The sequence below is a fragment of the Caulobacter sp. GW821-FHT09H08 genome (assembly GCF_059415885.1).
In genome coordinates this window covers 274,743-292,846 of sequence record NZ_JBWKOC010000006.1, presented here as the reverse complement: position 1 = coordinate 292,846, position 18,104 = coordinate 274,743, and the positions used below count along the sequence as shown (strand labels likewise).

18 protein-coding genes are annotated in these 18,104 nt (G+C 68.3%); 8 read left to right on the top strand and 10 right to left on the bottom strand.

All coding sequences use genetic code 11. The annotated features are described in order from the left end of the window. Positions 1–37: 37 nt before the first annotated feature. Positions 38–1,315: a metal-dependent hydrolase family protein gene (locus tag AC07NN_RS21370; protein WP_494645570.1), complete on the top strand. Its 1,278-nt coding sequence runs from the start codon at positions 38–40 to the stop codon at positions 1,313–1,315. Further along, the gene (locus AC07NN_RS21365) at positions 1,315–1,944 is read left to right on the top strand and encodes a hypothetical protein (RefSeq protein ID WP_494645568.1); all 630 of its coding nucleotides are present in this window, start codon (positions 1,315–1,317) and stop codon (positions 1,942–1,944) included. Before AC07NN_RS21370 ends, AC07NN_RS21365 begins: the two co-directional genes overlap by 1 nt. Here the strand turns inward: AC07NN_RS21365 and AC07NN_RS21360 are convergent. Beyond that, positions 1,941–2,318: a response regulator gene (locus AC07NN_RS21360; protein ID WP_494645566.1), complete on the bottom strand. Its 378-nt coding sequence runs from the start codon at positions 2,316–2,318 to the stop codon at positions 1,941–1,943. The genes AC07NN_RS21365 and AC07NN_RS21360 overlap by 4 nt on opposite strands. 81 nt (positions 2,319–2,399) lie before the next feature. Then, positions 2,400–4,436, bottom strand: a complete 2,037-nt coding sequence (locus tag AC07NN_RS21355; RefSeq protein WP_494645564.1) for an ATP-binding protein — start codon at positions 4,434–4,436, stop codon at positions 2,400–2,402. Between the two features lie 155 nt (positions 4,437–4,591). On the opposite strand from AC07NN_RS21355, the gene AC07NN_RS21350 reads away from it, so the two are divergent. Then, the gene (locus AC07NN_RS21350; protein ID WP_494645562.1) at positions 4,592–5,509 is read left to right on the top strand and encodes a 5'-methylthioadenosine/S-adenosylhomocysteine nucleosidase; all 918 of its coding nucleotides are present in this window, start codon (positions 4,592–4,594) and stop codon (positions 5,507–5,509) included. An 817-nt stretch (positions 5,510–6,326) separates the two neighbouring features. On the opposite strand, the gene AC07NN_RS21345 is transcribed toward AC07NN_RS21350, so the two are convergent. The 5 genes from AC07NN_RS21345 to AC07NN_RS21325 all read right to left on the bottom strand — a co-directional run bounded on the left by AC07NN_RS21345 (position 6,327) and on the right by AC07NN_RS21325 (position 10,688). After that, a complete protein-coding gene (locus AC07NN_RS21345) occupies positions 6,327–6,821 on the bottom strand; it encodes an RES family NAD+ phosphorylase (RefSeq protein WP_494645560.1) in 495 nt (164 codons plus the stop codon). Between the two features lie 5 nt (positions 6,822–6,826). Then, positions 6,827–7,177 carry an MbcA/ParS/Xre antitoxin family protein gene (locus AC07NN_RS21340; protein ID WP_494645558.1) on the bottom strand — a complete coding sequence of 117 codons (351 nt, stop codon included), beginning with the start codon at positions 7,175–7,177 and terminating at the stop codon, positions 6,827–6,829. A gap of 73 nt (positions 7,178–7,250) precedes the next feature. After that, entirely contained in the window at positions 7,251–7,880 is a 630-nt protein-coding gene (gene upp, locus AC07NN_RS21335; protein ID WP_494645556.1) for a uracil phosphoribosyltransferase, read from the bottom strand. A 160-nt stretch (positions 7,881–8,040) separates the two neighbouring features. Then, positions 8,041–10,221 (bottom strand): xanthine dehydrogenase family protein molybdopterin-binding subunit, encoded by a 2,181-nt coding sequence (locus AC07NN_RS21330; protein ID WP_494645554.1) that lies wholly within the window; start codon positions 10,219–10,221, stop codon positions 8,041–8,043. 2 nt (positions 10,222–10,223) lie between these two features. Continuing rightward, entirely contained in the window at positions 10,224–10,688 is a 465-nt protein-coding gene (locus AC07NN_RS21325) for a (2Fe-2S)-binding protein (RefSeq protein WP_494645553.1), read from the bottom strand. A 252-nt stretch (positions 10,689–10,940) separates the two neighbouring features. Between AC07NN_RS21325 and AC07NN_RS21320 the strand changes: the two genes are divergently transcribed. The 5 genes from AC07NN_RS21320 (at position 10,941) to AC07NN_RS21300 (ending at position 14,796) form a co-directional block, all read left to right on the top strand. Continuing rightward, positions 10,941–11,585: a DUF47 domain-containing protein gene (locus AC07NN_RS21320; protein ID WP_494645551.1), complete on the top strand. Its 645-nt coding sequence runs from the start codon at positions 10,941–10,943 to the stop codon at positions 11,583–11,585. Positions 11,586–11,590: 5 nt separating this feature from the next. Beyond that, the gene (locus AC07NN_RS21315; RefSeq protein ID WP_494645549.1) at positions 11,591–12,592 is read left to right on the top strand and encodes an inorganic phosphate transporter; all 1,002 of its coding nucleotides are present in this window, start codon (positions 11,591–11,593) and stop codon (positions 12,590–12,592) included. Then, the gene (locus AC07NN_RS21310) at positions 12,589–13,146 is read left to right on the top strand and encodes an NUDIX hydrolase (protein ID WP_494645547.1); all 558 of its coding nucleotides are present in this window, start codon (positions 12,589–12,591) and stop codon (positions 13,144–13,146) included. Before AC07NN_RS21315 ends, AC07NN_RS21310 begins: the two co-directional genes overlap by 4 nt. An 80-nt stretch (positions 13,147–13,226) precedes the next feature. Beyond that, positions 13,227–13,967 carry an endonuclease III domain-containing protein gene (locus AC07NN_RS21305; RefSeq protein ID WP_494645545.1) on the top strand — a complete coding sequence of 247 codons (741 nt, stop codon included), beginning with the start codon at positions 13,227–13,229 and terminating at the stop codon, positions 13,965–13,967. Positions 13,968–14,052: 85 nt separating this feature from the next. Then, the gene (locus AC07NN_RS21300) at positions 14,053–14,796 is read left to right on the top strand and encodes a DUF72 domain-containing protein (protein ID WP_494645543.1); all 744 of its coding nucleotides are present in this window, start codon (positions 14,053–14,055) and stop codon (positions 14,794–14,796) included. 68 nt (positions 14,797–14,864) lie between these two features. On the opposite strand, the gene AC07NN_RS21295 is transcribed toward AC07NN_RS21300, so the two are convergent. The 3 genes from AC07NN_RS21295 to AC07NN_RS21285 form a co-directional block, all read right to left on the bottom strand. Beyond that, positions 14,865–15,836, bottom strand: coding sequence for a M15 family metallopeptidase (locus tag AC07NN_RS21295; RefSeq protein WP_494645541.1), 972 nt, complete (start codon positions 15,834–15,836; stop codon positions 14,865–14,867). A 77-nt stretch (positions 15,837–15,913) separates the two neighbouring features. Next, positions 15,914–17,422, bottom strand: coding sequence for a CoA-acylating methylmalonate-semialdehyde dehydrogenase (locus AC07NN_RS21290; RefSeq protein ID WP_494645539.1), 1,509 nt, complete (start codon positions 17,420–17,422; stop codon positions 15,914–15,916). Positions 17,423–17,498: 76 nt separating this feature from the next. Then, entirely contained in the window at positions 17,499–18,023 is a 525-nt protein-coding gene (locus tag AC07NN_RS21285) for a flavin reductase family protein (protein ID WP_494645538.1), read from the bottom strand. Positions 18,024–18,104: the final 81 nt, after the last annotated feature.

Sequence of the window (18,104 nt, the reverse complement as noted above, 5' to 3'; positions counted from 1 at the left end):
TCGGCTTAGCTGCTTGGCGTTCCTTCGCGAGTCGCCCATGCGCCGTCTTCTCACCGCCCTTGCCCTGATCCTGTCACCCGGCCTCGCGGTCGCCGCCCAGCCGGTGCTGATCAAGCCCGCGCGGGTCTGGACGGCCGAGAACGCCGGTCCGCCGCACGAAGGCTGGGCCGTGCTGGTCAAGGATGGCAAGATCGCCGCCGTGGGCCCTCTCGCCCAGATCGACGGCGCCGGCGCAGATGTCATTGACCTGCCGGGCGCGACGATGATCCCGGGCCTGATGGACCTGCACAGCCACCTCTTCCTGCACCCCTACAACGAGACCCTGTGGGACGATCAGGTGCTGAAGGAGACGCCGACCTACCGCACCTTGCGGGCGGCGGTGCAAGCCAAGACGACGCTGGAGGCCGGCTTTACCACCCTGCGCGACCTGGGCACCGAGGGCGTCGGCGCGGCTGATGTGCCCCTGCGCAAGGCGATCAATGACGGGCTGATCCCCGGTCCCCGCCTGTTCGTGGCCACCAACGCCATCGTCGCCACCAACACCTACGGCCCCGCCCGCAAGAACTACAATCCCGAGGCCGACCTACCCCAGGGCGCCCAGGAGGCCAGCGGCGTCCCCGAGGTGATCAAGGCCGTGCGCGAGCAGGCCGGGGCCGGGGCGGACTGGATCAAGGTCTATGCCGACTACCGGATCGGCCCCGACGGCTCGACCCAGCCGACCTTCAGCCTCGAGGAGTTGAAGGCCCTGGTCGAGACGGCCCACTCCACGGGACGGCCGGTCGCCGCCCACGCCTCCAGCGACGAGGGCATGCGCCGGGCGGTGCTGGCCGGCGTCGACACCATCGAGCACGGCTACGGCGGCAGCGACGCCACCTTCAAGCTGATGGCCGAGAAGGGCGTGGTGTTCTTCCCCACCCTGACGGCGGTCGAGAGCACCTCGACCTATTTCGGCGGCTATGTCGCCGGCAAGACGCCGCCGACCGCCGCGATGAACAACGCCGAGCGCGCCTTCAAGCTGGCCGTGAAGAACGGCGTCACCATCGGCATGGGCAGCGATGTCGGCGTCTTCAAGCACGGCGACAACGCCCGCGAACTGGTCTGGTTGGTCAAGGAAGGCCTGACGCCGACCCAGGCCCTGTTGGCCGCCACGGCCGTCGACGCCAAGGTGCTGGGCCGCGCCAACGATCTCGGCCAGTTGAAGCCCGGCTATCTCGCCGACATCGTCGCCGTGAAGGGCGACCCGACCCAGGCGATCGAGGCGACCAGGGACGTCGTCTTCGTCATGAAGGGCGGCCAAGTGGTCCGGCGGCCGTGATGCGGATCGCGCCTGCCCTCCTGCTGCTCGCCCTCGCGGGTCCCGCCTTGGCCCAGACTGACCAAGGCACGATGCAGCAGCACGACACTTTCCGTGACGCGGCCGCCGCGCCGCTGGAGGACCTGAACCTCAAGCAGAAGTCGATCCCACCGGTGCTGCAGCGTGCGGTGACCGATCCCTACGACGTGACCGGCCTGACCCGCTGCGAGCCGATCGCCGCCGAGATCGGCCGGCTGGACGCGGCCCTCGGTCCAGACCTCGACGAGGCCCCGCCGCCGGACAACCGCTCCAAGGGCAAGAAGGTCGCCGACGCGGCCTATGGCGCCGGCGTGGCCGGGGTGCGCGACACGACGCGGGACGTGCTGCCGTTCCGCAACTGGATCCGCAGGTTGACGGGCGCCTCCAGGCACGACAAGGCGGTGGCCAAGGCCATCCAGTCCGGGGGCGTGCGGCGCGGCTACCTGAAGGGCGTCGGCATGCGGATGAACTGCGCCCCGCCGGCCGCGCCCAGCTGGTTCGTGCCGGTCGAGGTCAAGCCCAAGCCCGCGCCCAAGGCGGCCGGTCTTGTCGATAACTTCATGGCCTGGTGGAGCAATGTGCTGGCCTGGTTCCGAAACCTGGTCGGCTAGATCGGCTTCAACATCGCCCGCACTTCGCCGACCAGCTTGGGACCGTCGAACGGCTTCATGACGTAGCCCCGCGCCCCCAGCTGCATGGCCTGGACGATCCGGTCGAGGCGCCCATCGCCCGTCAGCATCAGGACGGGGATATCGGCGTGCTCGGACTCCTTGAGGCTCCGCAGCGCGTCCAACCCGCTCTGCCCCGGGATCCGCACGTCCAGCAGCACCGCGTCCGGTCGGCGCACTAGGACCGCCGCCATCAGCTTGTCCGCGCTGGCGAAGCCGACGACCTCCAGCCCGTCGCGGCTCAGGAAGGCCTCGATCAGCTCGAGCGTCGGCTCGTCGTCATCGGCGACATAGATCAGGGGAACGCGTTGGGACATCGACCGGGAAACCGCCGGAGCAAGAACACTGTTCGAGCGGTAAAGCCCAAGATGGGTAGGACGTCAAACGCCACGCGCGCTTCAGACCGTCTCCGGGAGGTCTTCCCGCGCCCCGATCGCCGTCGCCATGGCCTCGATCAGACCCATGGCCGATAGCGGCTTGGCGACATGACCGGCGAACAGGTCGTCGGTCGGCAGAACCGAGGCGTCGGCCGAGAAGACCAGGATCGGCGTGCGCCGGTTCGGACCCTGGCCGTCGCGAATCTGCTTCGCCGCGGTCCGGCCGTCCACGCGCGGCATGCGCAGGTCCATCAGGATGACGTCGAAGCCTCGCGCCTCCGCCTCCGCCACGCCCTCGTCGCCGTCCGTGGCTTCGGCCAGGTCGACGCCGAACGGGGCGAGGATGGCCCTGGCCAGATGGCGGTTGGCCGGGTTGTCGTCGACGACCAGCACGCGGCAGCCTTCCGGAAGGTTGGTGCGAACCTCCGAGGCCTCGGCCAGAGGAACCGCTTCGGCCACCCGGGTCGGGATCTCGAACCAGAAGCGCGAGCCGGTCCCGACGGTGCTCTCGACGCCGATCCGGCCGCCCATGGCGTCGACAAGCCCCTTGCAGATCGCCAGGCCAAGACCGGTGCCGCCGTACTTGCGGGCGGAGGCGCCGTCGACTTGCGAGAAGCGCTGGAACAGCTGACCGGCCTGCTCCCCGGCGATACCTGGTCCAGTATCCGAGACCTCGAAGGACAGGCGCGAGGCCTGCGCGTCGAAGCGGACGGTGGCGATCACCGCGCCGTTGTCGGTGAACTTCACGGCGTTGCCGATCAGGTTCAGCAGGATCTGCCGCAGGCGATCCGGGTCGGCCTCGACCAGCGGCGGCAGGTTGGCCAGGCCCGAGGCCCGCAGGACCACGCCCTTGTCCCGCGCCTGGGCCGCGAACAGCTCCACCGCCTCGCGGGCAAGGTCGGCGGGCGACATGGGCTGGGGCTTGATGTCGACCTGGCCGGCCTCGAGCTTCGAGAAATCCAGGATGTCGTTGACCGTGGCCCGCAGCGCCTTGCCGGCATTGGCGACGCGCTGGACGTAGGCGCGCGTCTCGTCGCTGAGTTCAGGCTGCTGCTCGACCAGCTGGGTGAAGCCCAAAACGGCGGTCAACGGCGTGCGCAGCTCATGGCTCATATTGGCCAGGAACTCGGCCTTCACGTGGGCGGCCTCCTCGGCCTGCGCCTTCAGCCGGCGGCGCTGGGCGCTGGTCGAGGCCAGCGGCAGCGACGAGAAGATGGCCACGACGAGGAAGAGCTGCAGGAACAGCGACTGCTCGGTCAGATCCCTGGCGATCAAGCCGACGGGCCCCATGCCCATGGCCGTGAACACCACCGCCATGGCTCCGACCATGACCACGCCGACGGCCGCGCCCAGCACCTCCAGCTCAAGGGCGACGAAGGCGAACAGCGGCGGAATGATGAAGAGCAGCGGATAGCGGCTTTGGCCGAACACCAGCAGGGCGGCGGCCCCGAGCGCCGCCAGGGCGATCCAGCCCTGGCGCTGCAGGGGACGCTCGGCCAGCAGGTCGCGCGCCTGGCTCAGCGCCAGCAGGCAGGGGACGATCAGCATCAATCCCAGGGCGTTGGCGATGACCCAGCTCACAGCCCGCATCGGCAGGCTGCCCCAGCCCATGGCCGCGAAGGTCGCCGTCGAGATCAGGCCCGAGATCAGGGGGCCGCAGACGGCGACCAGAGCCAGCAGGCCCAGGTCGCGCGGACGGCCGATGTTGATGGTGGATCCCGCGGTCCGTCGCAGCACCCAGGCGCAGAAGACGTATTCGGAGACATTGGCCAGCATCAGGCCCAGCCCCAGCAGGAGCGTCGCCTTCAGATAAAGGCTGGCCAGCAGCGTACCGGTCGCCGCGAAGGCCACCAGCAGCGGCCAGCGCCGGGTCTCGCTGCGCAACAGGACGGTCAGGGCGACGGCGTTGGCCAGCCAGAGCGGGGCGTTGTAGCCGATACGCCTGGGCAGATCGATGCAGACATAGGCCAGGACGAAGACCGCCAGACCCAGACCGAACGCCGCCGCGAACGCGCCGAGGCGGTTCGAGCCGGTCCTGGAATCTGGGCGGTCGTCCATCGTCTTCCACGCTGTCGTTGCGTCAATCATAGCACTATCGACTGACTCGGCGTGCGGCTCGAACAATCGGTGAAGCTTGGCGTTTCCCATACGCATCGCCGCTTGGGACTACGCGCGCTGGGCGCTAAGCAGGCTCTACTCTCCCTGGAGTCGCCATGCGCCTGTCCGCTCCCCCCTTGGCCGCCCTCGTCCTGGCCAGCCTGTTCCTGTTCGTGTCGCCGGCCCTGGCCCAGCGCCTGGACGAAACCCCGCGCGTGGCGGTGATCTCCGCCTTCCCGCCCGAGATCGGCGCCCTGAACGCGGCGACCGGCGACCAGAAGGCCTACGACGTCAACGGCGTGGGGTTCATGACCGGCACGCTGGAGGGCAAGCCGGTCGTGGTGTTCCTGAGCGGCGTCTCCATGGTCAACGCGGCCATGACCACCCAGATGGCCCTGGATCGCTTCAACATCACCCGCATCGTCTTCTCCGGGATCGCCGGCGGTGTCGACGAGGGCCTGGACATCGGCGATGTCGTCGTGGCCGACCAATGGGCCCAGAACCTGGAAAGCGCCTTCGCCCGCGAGACCGACAAGGGCTTCGAAGTCTCGCCCAGCATCCGCAACAGCGCTCTGGCCAACTACGGCATGATCTATCCGCGGGCGATCATCCTGCCCGGAACGGACCTCTCGGCCCCGGCTCGCGTGTGGTTCCCCACCGATCCGGCGCTGCTGGACACCGCCCGCAAGGTCGCCGCCCAGGTGGCCCTGCAACGCTGCGCGGCCGACAAGTGCCTGGTACATCCGCCGAAGGTGGTGGTCGGCGGCAACGGCGTCTCCGCCCCGGTGTTCCTCGACAACGCCGCCTACCGCAAGTATCTGCGCGCGACCTTCGAGGCCCGCGTGGTCGACATGGAGAGCGCCGCCGTCGCCCACGTGGCTCTCGTCAACAAGACCCCGTTCATCGCCTTCCGCAGCCTGTCGGACCTGGCCGGCGGCGGCGCGGGCGCCAACGAGATGCACACCTTCATGGCCCTGGCCTCGGACAATTCCGCGACCGTGGTGAAGGCGTTCGTGAAAGCGCTGCCGAACTAGGCTCATGGCGTCCCGACTTCACGCGGCCTGACCGCTGAAGGCGTGTGGGGAGGCGACGGAGCGGCCGGGCGAACCCGGGGACCGTAAGTGGTTTGTGTGTTTCGGCTCGCTGACCGCTCCGCCAGGCTGTTCTTGCCCGTGAGGTCGGGAGGCGTGAGCGTTGTCTGCTCGGGTCCCCGTTTACCCCCGGACGGGCGCGGACCAAGTCGATCGGCTACATCCGTCTCGACCCCGACGATCCACGATAGGCGGCTTGTACGATCACCGCCCTGTCGCTCCGCTGTCGGCTTGATCCCGGCGCTAACCCGATCGCCTGCCTATCCTCTTGGAGGATGCGACGACCTTCGAGCCTCCGGGAGCCGCCAGCGGCCCCGCTCAACCTAGCCCCGCCGCCGTTTTGGGCCGGATCCAAACGCCCTCCCCCGCGACGGGGATGGCTATGATTGTGCGACGGGTTTGAGCGCGGATGATTGGCGGGGGCGTAAAAGTGAGAAGCGGTTGGATTTGTTGGGATTTGGGCGGCGAATTCCGAGGATAGACGCCCGCCAATCCCCATAAACTCCCGTCATTCCCGCCCCCGTGGCGGGAACCCCTCTATCCGCCGCAGGTGCAGGGGTGGCGGACTGCTCAGCAGTCCGCTTGCATCTCACGTGTCAGCTGAACCAGGGGTTCCCGCCACAGGGGCGGGAATGACGGTTGTTGGGGTGGTGGGCTGAACGGCTGGCGGTGAAACCTCTCACCCTCCCACCGCTACGCGGCGGGCCCCTCCCTCTCTCTCAGAGAGAGGGAATGCGCACACTCCGCCCAAGCCTTGTGCTCAACCGCCCAACCGCTTCTCGTCGTCGATCAAGGTCAGGCGCGACGGCGGCCCAGCGCCCCAGGACAGCAGCACCAGGTTCATGTCGTCGGCCCCGGCGCCGCGCGCGTAGCTCCTGACCAGCAAGCCCTGATAGCCGGCGGCGGCCAGGCTACGCGCGAATGCCTGGGTTCTCGCCTCGCCGTGCTTTCGCATCTGCTCCCGCCAGCCGGCGTCGGCCAAGGCGTCGGCGTCCATCGCATGGGCGACCAGGGCGGCCGCGTCGCGCGTGTCGAACACCCGCTCGATCTCGGCGTCGTAGCAGACCAGGGTCGTGGGCTGCAGGGACCCGACCTGATTGGCCTCGCGCAGCGCCGTCTGGATGGTGAGGGACGCATAGAGCGCCGGCGTTCCCTTGGCGTTGAAGCGGCCGCCGTAGAGCTCAGCGCCGCGACCGGACAGCGGCTCGCCGGCATAGACCGGGTTCAAGGCACGATAGAGAAGCCCTCGGTACATCCCGATCAGGCGTGGACGCCGGCGTCGACGGCGTCGACATAGTCCAGCACCTCGTCGATGCGACCCTCACGAACCAGCTGCATCGCCGTCTGGCCGGAGAAGCCCGGCAGCGGTTCGGAACGATACCAGGCGTAGGCGATCAGTTCCGAGCCGAAGCGCGGCTCGACCTTGTTGATGACCTCGACCATCTCCCGCAGGCGGCGCTGGGTCTTGGGCGAGCGGGAGCGCTCCTGACGCTGGACCGCGTCCCGGCCCAGCCCCGCCGTGCGGGCGACCTCCTCGCTGGTCGTGCGAAGGACATCCGCAATCTTGCGCGGCGCGAAGAACCCGTCGTCGGCGTATTTGGCCAAGCCCATGGCGATGACCTTTCATTGCCACTCAGAATGACGAATATGGCGTCAATTCATGTGGCAATCAAGGTGGGTCGGTTTAGCGCGTCCCGAACGTCCGGTCGCCGGCGTCGCCCAGGCCCGGCACGATGTAGCCCTTTTCGTTCAACTTGGCGTCGACCGCCGCCGTCCAGATCGGCACGTCGGGGTGGGCTTCCTGCAGCGCGTCGACGCCGGGCTGCGCGGCCAGCAGGCAGACGAAGCGCAGGTTGGTGACGCCGTAGTGCTTCAGGCGCGAGATGGCGGCGATGGCCGAGTGACCGGTGGCCAGCATCGGGTCGACCACGATGACCAGACGGCCGGCGATGTCCTCGGGCGCCTTGAAGTAGTACTCGACCGCCTCCAGCGTATCGTGGTCGCGATAGAGGCCGATGTGGGCCACACGGGCCGACGGGACGAGGTCCAGCATGCCCTCGCACATGCCCAGGCCCGCCCGCAGGATGGGAGCGAAGACCAGCTTCTTGCCGGCGATCTCATAGGCCGTGGTCGGGGCGACCGGGGTCTCGATCTCGACCGGGTCCATGGCCAGGTCGCGGGTGATCTCGTAGCAGATCAGGGTCGCGACCTCGCGCATCAGGGCGCGGAAGGTCTTCGTCGAGGTCGTCTTGTCCCGCATCTTGGTCAGCTTGTGCTGGACGAGCGGGTGGCTGACGACAGTGACCTGAGACATGGGAAAACTCGGCTAGGAACGTAGGTCTACGCTCCTAGAGCCTTTCCCCTTCGAATGGAATCATTCGAAGGGGAAAGGCTCTATTTCAAACATTTAGAGCGTGATAGCCGCCGAAACCGCTCACACTTTCGGCTATCACGCTCCTAGCACGGTTTCGAAATCAGGCCAGTTGGTCGCCGATCGGCAGGCTGCGGATGCGCTTGCCGGTGGCGGCGAACAGCGCGTTGCACAGGGCCGGCGGGGTCGGCGGATAGGCCGGCTCGCCCAGGCCCGTCGGGTGGTTGTCGGTCAGTACGAAGGCCACCTCGACCGACGGCGCCTCGGCCAGGCGCAGCAGCGGGAAGTCGCCGAAATTGCTCTCGACCACCGCCCCGTTCTCCAGGGTGATCTTCTGGCGCAGGGTGGCGCCGATGGCGTCCAGGACCGAGCCCTGGACCTGCTGCTCGGCGCCGCTGGGATTGACGATCTGCTTGCCGACATCGGCGGCGGCCCAGGCCTTGTGGACCTTGGGCGCGCCGTCGACGACCGAGGCCTCGATCACCACCGCCACATAGCCCTGGTGGCTGTAGTGAACCGCGATGCCCAGGCCGGTCCCGGCCGGAACCTTGCGGCCCCAGCCCGACATCTGGGCGGCGCGATCCAGCACCCCGCGCAGGCGCCCGGTATGGACGCTGTCGCCCTTGCCCGCATCGCCCAGCAGGCGCGGCTCGCCCAACAGGCGGCGGCGGAAGGCGACGGGGTCCTCGCCGGCGGCGTGGGCCAGTTCGTCGATGAAGCTCTGCAGCACCCAGCCGATGGCGTTGTTGCCCGGCGCGCGCAGCCAGCCGGTGGGCACGCCCAGCGGCATGGTCGAGACGTCCTGGGCGTAGTTGGCCACGGCCCGGGCCGGGAACTGGTTGCCGCCGATATTGCCGGCGCGGACGAAATTCTTCTCGCCGCCGAAGGTCACGAAGTGATTGCGCCAGGCCACCAGGTCGCCCTTGGCGTCGAGCCCCGCCGACAGGTTGTGCCACCCGGCGGGACGGTAGAAGTCGTGCTGCATGTCGTCTTCGCGGGTCCAGACCAGCTTGACCGGCGCGCCGACCGTTTTGGCGATCCAGGCCGCCTCGACCATAAAGTCGTTCATCAGCCGCCGGCCGAAACCGCCGCCGCTGCGGGTGAAGTGGATGGTGACGTCGTCGGGGCTGATCCCCAGGGTCTTGGACACCAGCCCGCGACCGTCCTCGGGGTTCTGGGCCGGGGCCCAGATCTCGACCTTGCCGTCCTTCCACGAGGCCGTGCAATTCTGTGGCTCCAGGGTGGCGTGGGCGATGAAGGGGTAGTCGTAGGACGCCTTCACGACCTTGGCCGCGCCGGCCAGCGCCGCTTCGACGTCGCCGTCCTTGCGCAGGGTGCGTTGCGGCGGCTGCTTGGCCAGCTCGGCGGCCTTGGCGGCGAAGGCGGTCGAGCTTTGCGCCGCCGTCGGATGGTCGGCCCAGGTGACCTCCAGGGCGTTGCGGCCCTTGCGCGCCGTCCACCAGCTGTCGGCCACGACGACCACGCCGGGCAGCAGGCCTTCCAGCGCCGTCCCGCCCTCGACGATGAAGGCGTCTTTGACGCCCTTCACGGCCTTGGCGGGCGCAAGATCGACCTTGGCCACCTTGGCGGCGAAGACCGGGGCCTTGAGGAAGGTGGCGTACAGCATGCCCGGCAGGCGCACGTCGATGCCGTACAGCGGCTTGCCGGTGACGATGGACGGATTGTCGGACTGGGCGTGGAACTTGCCGACGATGCGATAGGCCTTGGGGTCCTTCAGCGTCACGGTCTTGGGATCGGGCGGCGTCAGCTTGGCCGCGGCCTCGACCAGCTCGCCATAGGCGATGCGGCGCTTGCCGGCCGGATCGACGACGACGCCGGGCTCGGTGACCAGACCCGCGGCCGGGACGCCCCAGCGCTGGGCGGCGGCCTGGATCAGCATGGCGCGACCCACGGCCCCGACCTGGCGGGTCGGCTCCCACTCGTCGGGCGTCGAGGTCGAGCCGCCAGCCGACTGCTCGCCGTAAATCTTGGCGTCGACGGGGGCCTGCTCGATGCGGACCTTGGTCCAGTCGACGTCCAGCTCCTCGGCGATCAGCATCGGCAGCGAGGTCTTGATCCCCTGCCCGATCTCCGGCCGCTTGGCGGCGATGGTGACGATGCCGTCCGGCGCGATGCGGACGAAGGCGTTCAGGGTCGCCGCCGCCGGCGCGCCAGCCGCGCGGACCGCGCCCGGAATGTTGAACGACAGCAGCAGCCCGCCGCCGGCGGCCGCGCCAGCTTGCAGGAACAGGCGCCGCGAGGGCTTTTCGAGCGTGTCGGTCATGCTCACGCCTTCCCTTGGCCCGAGGCGACCTTGATCGCGTTGCGGATGCGGATGTAGGTCGCGCAGCGGCACAGGTTGCCGTTCATCGCCGCGTCGATGTCCTCGTCGGTGGGCTTGGGCTTTTCGGTGAGCAGGGCCGTGGCCGACATGATCTGGCCGGCCTGGCAGTAGCCGCACTGCGGGACGTCGATGGCCTTCCAGGCTTCCTGGACCTTGGCCCCCACCGGCGTCTTGCCGACGCCCTCGATCGTGGTCACCGCCTTCTTGCCGACCCGGCTGACCGGCGTGATGCAGGCGCGGACCGGATGGCCGTCCAGATGCACGGTGCAGGCCCCGCACAGCGCCGCGCCGCAGCCGTACTTGGCGCCGACCAGGCCCAGCGCATCGCGCAGGACCCACAGGAGGGGCGTGTCGCCCTCGACATCGGCCGTGCGGGTTTCCCCGTTGACCGTCAGCGTGAAGGCCATGACGCAACTCCCATCCCTGTCCGTGCCCTCTGAGATGGAGCACCGCGACGCGATGGCAATGCTTGCCGCAAGGGCAGCCGGAAATCGAGAGCTGTCACATAACTTTCACAGATAGGATTTGACGGCCAAATCCTTCCGTGGTTCCGGTGCGCCGCGCGGCGATCCGTTCACGGATGGACTTCGTTCCGCATGGATTTCTCGCCTCGCGTACCGAGGCGTCCCCAATCGCTTCGTACGAAGGAAAGAAGCACTATGCTGGGCTTGTTCAAGGCCGTCATGCCGAAGGAAGACGCCTTCTTCGACCTGTTCTCCGCCCACGCCCGCACGCTGGTCGCCGGCGCCGAGGCGCTGCACGACATGACCGCCGGCGGCGACGCCGTCGAGGCCGCCAGCGCCCGGGTCTACAAGTATGAGGACGAGGCCGACGAGGTCACCCGCCAGGTGATGACGGCCGTGCGCCGCAGCTTCATCACCCCGTTCGACCGTAGCGACATCCAGAGCCTGACCACCTCGCTGGACGACGCCATCGACCAGATGCGCAAGACCGCCAAGGTCGTCAGCCTGTTCGAGGTGAAAACCTTCGAGCCGCAGATGCGCGAGATGACCCGGGTCATCGTCGAGGCCGCCAAGCTGACCGAAGAGGCCGTCGCCCTGCTGCCGAAGATGCGCCTGAACGCCGGCAAGCTCAGCGAGATCGCGGTAAAGATCACCCAGATCGAGGAACAGTCGGACGTCATGTACGACGACGGCCGCAAGGCGCTGTTCCTGGCCAACCGGACCGGTGACCCGATGGCCTTCATCGTCGGCGTCGACATCTACAGCCACCTCGAGAAGGTCATGGACCGCTTCGAGGACGTCGCCAACCGCATCAGCGGCATCGTCGTCGAACAGGTCTGATCGCCGTGGACGCCACGCTCATCATCCTGGTCTTCCTGGTCGTCGTCGCCCTGGCGTTCGACTTCCTGAACGGCCTGCACGACGCCGCCAACTCGATCGCCACGATTGTGTCGACCCGGGTGCTGTCCGCCCGCTGGGCGGTCATCTGGGCGGCGTTCTTCAACTTCATCGCCTTCATGTTCTTCGGCCTGCACGTGGCCAAGATGGTCGGCTCGGGCATCGTCGACCCGCACGTGATCAGCGACCGGCTGATCTTCGCGGCGCTGATGGGCGCGATCAGCTGGAACCTGCTGACCTGGTGGGCGGGCATCCCCTCGTCGAGCTCGCACGCCCTGATCGGCGGCTTGGTCGGCGCGGCCGTCGCCAAGGTCGGGGGCCTCGGCGCCATCCAGTGGGCGGGCCTGGGCAAGACCGCGGCCGGCATCGTGGTCTCGCCGACCATGGGCTTCATCCTCGCCCTGCTGCTGGTGCTGATCGTCTCGTGGCTCTTCGTGAAGAGCTCGCCGTTCTTCGCCGACCGGGTGTTCCGCAAGCTGCAGTTCGTCTCGGCCGCTCTGTACAGCCTCGGCCACGGCGGCAACGACGCGCAGAAGACCATGGGCATCATCGCCGCCCTGCTGTTCGCCCACGGCGCCACCGGCAAGCCGGGCGAGATCCCCTTCTGGGTGGTCATCGCCTGTCAGACGGCCATGGGGCTGGGCACGCTGTTCGGCGGCTGGCGTATCGTCCACACGATGGGCAGCAAGATCACCCGCCTGACCCCGATGCAGGGCTTCTGCGCCGAGACGGGCGGCGCGATCATGCTGTTCATGGCGACGCACATCGGCGTTCCGGTCTCGACGACTCACACGATTACGGGCGCTATTGTCGGCGTCGGCGCGTCGCGTCGGGTCTCGGCGGTGCGCTGGGGCGTGGCCAAGGACATCGTCATCGCCTGGGTCGTCACCTTGCCGGCGGCGGCCCTCACGGCGGCGCTGTTCTACTATCTCGGATTCTGGATGAAGTGACCTCGACGGGGGGGAAACAGGAAGGACGCAAGTCCGGCGGCAAACGCCGCCAGGTCGCCGCCCTGCCCTGGCGGGGCGAAGGCGAGGCCTTGCGCATCCTGCTGGTTTCCTCCCGCGAGACCCGCCGCTGGGTGATCCCCAAGGGCTGGCCGATGAAGGACAAGACCGACTTCGCCGCCGCCGCCCAGGAGGCCTACGAGGAAGCCGGGCTCGATGGCGTGATCGCCGAGCAGGCGGTCGGCGAATACGAGTACCTCAAGCGGCTCAAGAGCGGCGCGGCCCGACTGGTGAAGGTCGACGTCTATCCGATGCAGGTCACCGGCTCGCATCGGATCTGGCCGGAGAAGGGCCAGCGCACCCTGAAATGGATGACGCCGGTCGAGGCCGCTCTCGCCGTGCAGGAGCCGCAACTGCGCGACCTGATCGCGCGCTTCGCCGGCGTCGAGTTGTCGGACGCGCATCCCCTCCCCGCCAAGGCGCCGACGCCGGTCCGGATCGCCTTCCAGCGCCTGCGCCGCCGCGTAACGGCGCTCTGGGGTCGCTACCGGCGCTGATCCCGCTCGCTACACAGCCTGTGGACAAGTCTTCGTCGCGCACGTAATGTTCTCATTATGTTCTTGCGCAGCGAGTCTCCATGCAACTGTCCCTAGCCCTGGCCCGGTCCCCGCTGGAAAGCGTCCGCGACGCCCTGCTCTGTGAGTTCGGCGCGCAGCGGCCCGTGGCGCGGATGGACCCGATCTCGCAGCTGGTGAAGTCGTCGATCAGCGGACGCACCCAGGACACCGTGTCGTGGACGGCCTTCCTGCGCCTGCGGTCCGAGTTCAAATGCTGGGAGGACCTGGCGCGAGCCAAGGTGAGCCGCGTCGCCATGGCCATCCAAGACGTGACCTTTCCCGAAGACAAGGCTCGCCACCTGACCACCGCCCTGCGGATGATCGAGGAGAAGGTCGGCTGGCTGTCGCTGAGCCACCTGAAGGCGATGGAGGTCGATCAGGCCCGCTGGGAGCTGCAGGCCCTGCCCGGCGTCGGGGTCAAGGTCGCCGCCTGCGTGCTGAACTTCAGCGACCTGGCCATGCGGGCCCTGGTGGTCGACACCCACGTCCACCGCGTCGCCCGGCGCATCGGCCTGGTCGGCTCCGGCGACACGACCCACACCTACCACACGCTGATGGGCATGGCGCCGCACACCTGGAGCGCCGACGACCTGTTCGAGCTGCACTGGCTGATGAAGCGCGGCCTGGGCCAGATGCTGTGCCCGCACGAAGGTCCCAAGTGCGGGGCGTGCCCGGTGAAGTCGATGTGCGCCAAGGTCGGGGTGGGTCATAGCGCGGATGTGCTGGCCTGGAAGCCTCGCTCTGAAACCCCTCTCCCCTAGGGAGAGGGCGGGACCCGCCGCGCAGCGGTGGGAGGGTGAGGGGTTACGCCCTGGACCGAATGCGCGCCCTAGGCGCTGATCCCGCATGACCATCCACATCGGCACGGCCGGCTGGAGCTTCCCCCGCGATCTCGACTTCCCCGTCGAAGGCACGGGCCTGGAGCGTTACGCGGCGCGGTTCGATTGCGTCGAGATCAACAGTTCCTTCTACCGCCCGCACCAGCGCAAGACCTACGAGCGCTGGGCGGCCACGACACCGGACGGCTTCCGGTTCGCCGTGAAGGTTCCGCAGACGATCACCCATGAGCGCCGGCTGGCGGGGGGCGAGGACCTGCTGGCGCGGTTCCTGGACGAGACCGACGGTCTGGGCGCCAAGCGCGGGCCGCTGCTGATCCAGCTCCCGCCGAGCCTGAGGTTCGACGCCGGGCTGGTCGAGACCTTCCTCAAGACCTGGCGGAACCGCACCGACGCGCCGACCGTGCTGGAGCCGCGCCATGCCGGCTGGTTCGCGGCGGACCCAGAACGGATGCTGGCCGACTTCAAGGTGGCGCGTGTCGCCGCCGATCCAGCCGTCGTTCCGGAGGCGGCCGAACCGGGCGGCTGGCGCGGTCTTACCTATCGCCGCTGGCATGGGTCGCCGGTGATCTATGAGAGCGCGTATCCGGTCGGGGCGCTCGACGCGCTGGCGGTGCGGCTGGCCGCAGAGGCTAGGTTGGCCGAGGCCTGGTGCATCTTCGACAACACCAAGTTCGGCGCGGCGACGCGGGATGCGCTGGCGATCCTCGACAGCTTGAGGGGCCGCCCTCGCCCTTCGACTAGCTCAGGGTGAGGACGACTGTGAGCTCTGCGTTCCAGTAGAAACCTCACCCTGAGCTTGTCGAAGGGCGAGGTTTCGGCTCAGCCACCCGCCGCCAGCTCCGTGAAGGTCTTCGTCCCGATCGGATACCGCCGCCAGTCGTTGAAGTCGAAGTGCCACCACTCTTCCGGATAGACGGTGAAGCCCTCGGCCTCCATCGCTTGGCGCAGCACCAGACGCCGCGCCCGCTGCGCCGTCGTGCCGCCCACGAAATCCGCATAGGACCGCGTCGAGAACTCGTCGTAGCGACCCGGCATCTCGACGGCCTTGCCGGTCTTCAGGTCGTACAGCGTCAGGTCCACCGCGCAGCCGCGGTTGTGCCGCGAGCCCTGGGCGGGGTCGGCGACGAAGACATGGTCTTCCGGCGGCGTGGCCTCCCAGAACATCCAAGTGACGTACCAGGGCCGATAGGCGTCGTGGATCAGCAGGCCATAGCCCTTGGCCGCCAACGCCTTGTGAATGCGCCCCAGCGCCTCGGCGGCCGGGCGCTGCATATAGGCGGCCGGCTTCTCGTAGAGCGGTATGCCCATGAAGTTGTCCGGGCCGGCGTACCAGATGTCGAGCTTGATGCCCGGCTCGATCGAGGTGACATCGACGAGGTCCGACGGCAGGCGCTCGCCCTGCTCCACCGGCGGCGTCGCGGCCAGGGCGCGCTTGCGCAGAAGCGCCGGATCGGCGCGGACGGCCTTGTGGATGCGGTCGCGCGTTTCGATGCCGAAGTCGTGGAAGGCCAGGGCCTTGCCGTTCAGGCGCACCGCGCTCCTCTCCAGGACCAGCTCACCGCCGCCCGCGATGGCGTAGCGACCACCGCCCGAGGCCGTCAGCCGCGCGGACTTGAAGCCCTCGCCGTCGATATGCAGCGCCCCGTCCTTCTCGAAGACGGTGAAGGGCGCGGCCTTGTCGCCGTACTGGCCGATGGCGGCCCACTCGGCTTTCGTCTGCGCCAGGGCGGCCGGGGCGAAGAGCCCGGCGGCGGCGATGGACAGGAAGGATCGTCGAACCAGACTGCTCATCACCGCCAACTTTCTTTGCTTTGCCGCGTGGCAGACGCCGAAACCGCCGACACTTTCGGCTGCCACGCTTACCAGGCCTACTTCATCGTCGGGATGACAAAGCTCGAGTCAGCGACCTCGCCCTCGGGCCAGCGGGCCGTCACCGTCTTGACCTTGGTGTAGAACTTCACGCCCTCGACGCCGTGCTGGTTGGTGTCGCCGAACGCGCTGCGCTTCCAGCCGCCGAAGGTGTGATAGGCCACCGGCACCGGGATCGGCACGTTGATGCCGACCATGCCGACGTTCACGCGCGCCGCGAATTCGCGGGCCGCGCGGCCGTTGCGGGTGAAGATGGCGACGCCGTTGCCGTACTGGTGCTCGGACGGCAGGGCCAGGGCCTCCTCGAAGCTCTCGGCGCGAACCATCTGCAGCACCGGGCCGAAGATCTCTTCCTGATAGGTCTTCATGCCCTTCTTGACGCCGTCGAACAGCGACGGGCCGATGAAGAAGCCCTTCTCGTAGCCCTGCAGGCTGAAGTCGCGACCGTCGACGACCAGCTCGGCGCCCTCTTCCTGGCCGATGCGGATGTAGTCGGCGATCTTGGCGCGGTGCTGGCTGGAGACGACCGGGCCGTAGTGGGCGTCGGTGTCGGTGGAGATCCCGACCTTCAGGCTGGCGATCTCGGCCACCATGCGCTCGCGCAGCTCGTCGGCGGTGTTCTTGCCGACCGGCACGACGACCGGCAGGGCCATGCAGCGCTCGCCGGCCGAGCCGAAGGCCGCGCCCGACAGGTCCTTCACGACCTGGCCCAGGTCGGCGTCGGGCAGGACGATGCCGTGGTTCTTGGCGCCGCCCATGGCCTGGACGCGTTTCCCGTGCGCCGTGCCCGTCTGGTAGACGTAGTGGGCGATGTCGGAGCTGCCGACGAAGCTGACGGCCTTGATGTCCGGGTGGGTCAGGATGGCGTCGACGGCGCTCTTGTCGCCATGGATGACGTTCAGCACGCCGGCCGGCGCGCCGGCCTCCATCATCAGCTCGGCCAGCTTCACCGGCACGGTCGGATCCTTCTCCGACGGCTTGAGGATGAAGGTGTTGCCCACCGCGATGCTGATGCCGAACATCCACATCGGGATCATGGCCGGGAAGTTGAACGGGGTGATGCCCGCGCAGACGCCCAGCGGCTGGCGCATCGAATAGACGTCGATGCCGGGACCGGCGCCTTCCGTGTACTCACCCTTCAGGATGTGGGGGATACCGCAGGCGAACTCGATGACCTCCAGACCGCGCTGGATGTCGCCCTTGCTGTCGGCGATGACCTTGCCGTGCTCGGACGACAGGATCTCGGCCAGGCTGTTCATGTCGCGCTCGATCAGGCGCTTGAACTCGAACATCACCCGGGCGCGGCGCTGCGGGTTGGTCGCGGCCCAGCCGATCTGCGCCTTGGCGGCGGCCTGGACGGCGGCGTCGAGCTCGGCGTCGGTGGCCAGCGGTACGCGGGCCTGGACCTCGCCGGTGTTGGGATTGAAGACGTCGCCGAAGCGGCCGCCCTTCTCGATTGGGGAACCAGCCAGGGTCTGGCCGTTCACGAAATGGGCGATGTCTCGCATGATGCGCTCCCTAACGCTGTTTTGCGCGTCAATAGCATCCAAGGTTCGCGCCGTATCGCGCGAAGTTATGCCAGGCTCAGTCGGTCTCGACGTGAACCCGCCGGAACCGGCCCTGCAGATAGACCAGCGGCTCGTGGTCCGGATCGTAGCGCAGCTTCACCACCCGCCCGACATAGACCCGGTGGTCGCCGGCGTCGAAGACGTGGTGGGCCTCGCACTCGAAATTGGCCATGCAGTTGGGCAGGATCGGCACGCCGGTGACCCAGGTCTCGGTCTCGATGCCGGCGAAGCGGTCGGTGTCCTTCTGCACGAACTGGCGGGCCAGGGCCTGGTGCTCGGCGTGCAGGACGTTGACGGCCCAGCGGCCGGCGGCGTCGAGCGACGGCAGGCTGGAAGACTTCAGGTCGACGCAGACCAGGGCCAACGGCGGGTCCAGCGACACCGAGGTGAAGGAATTGGCGGTCAGCCCGACCTTGCGGCCGTCCTCGCAGACGGTCGTGACCACGGTCACCCCGGTCGTGAAGCACCCGAAAGCATTGCGCAGAGCCCGGGCGTCGTGCTCGGCGCCCTCCCCCAGTTCGATCGTGACCGCTTTACTCATCGCCTAAGCAGTGCGGCAAACCGGGACGGTCGGCAAGAGCGCGGTGGAACGCTCGCGCCTCAATGAATAAGATTATTACTT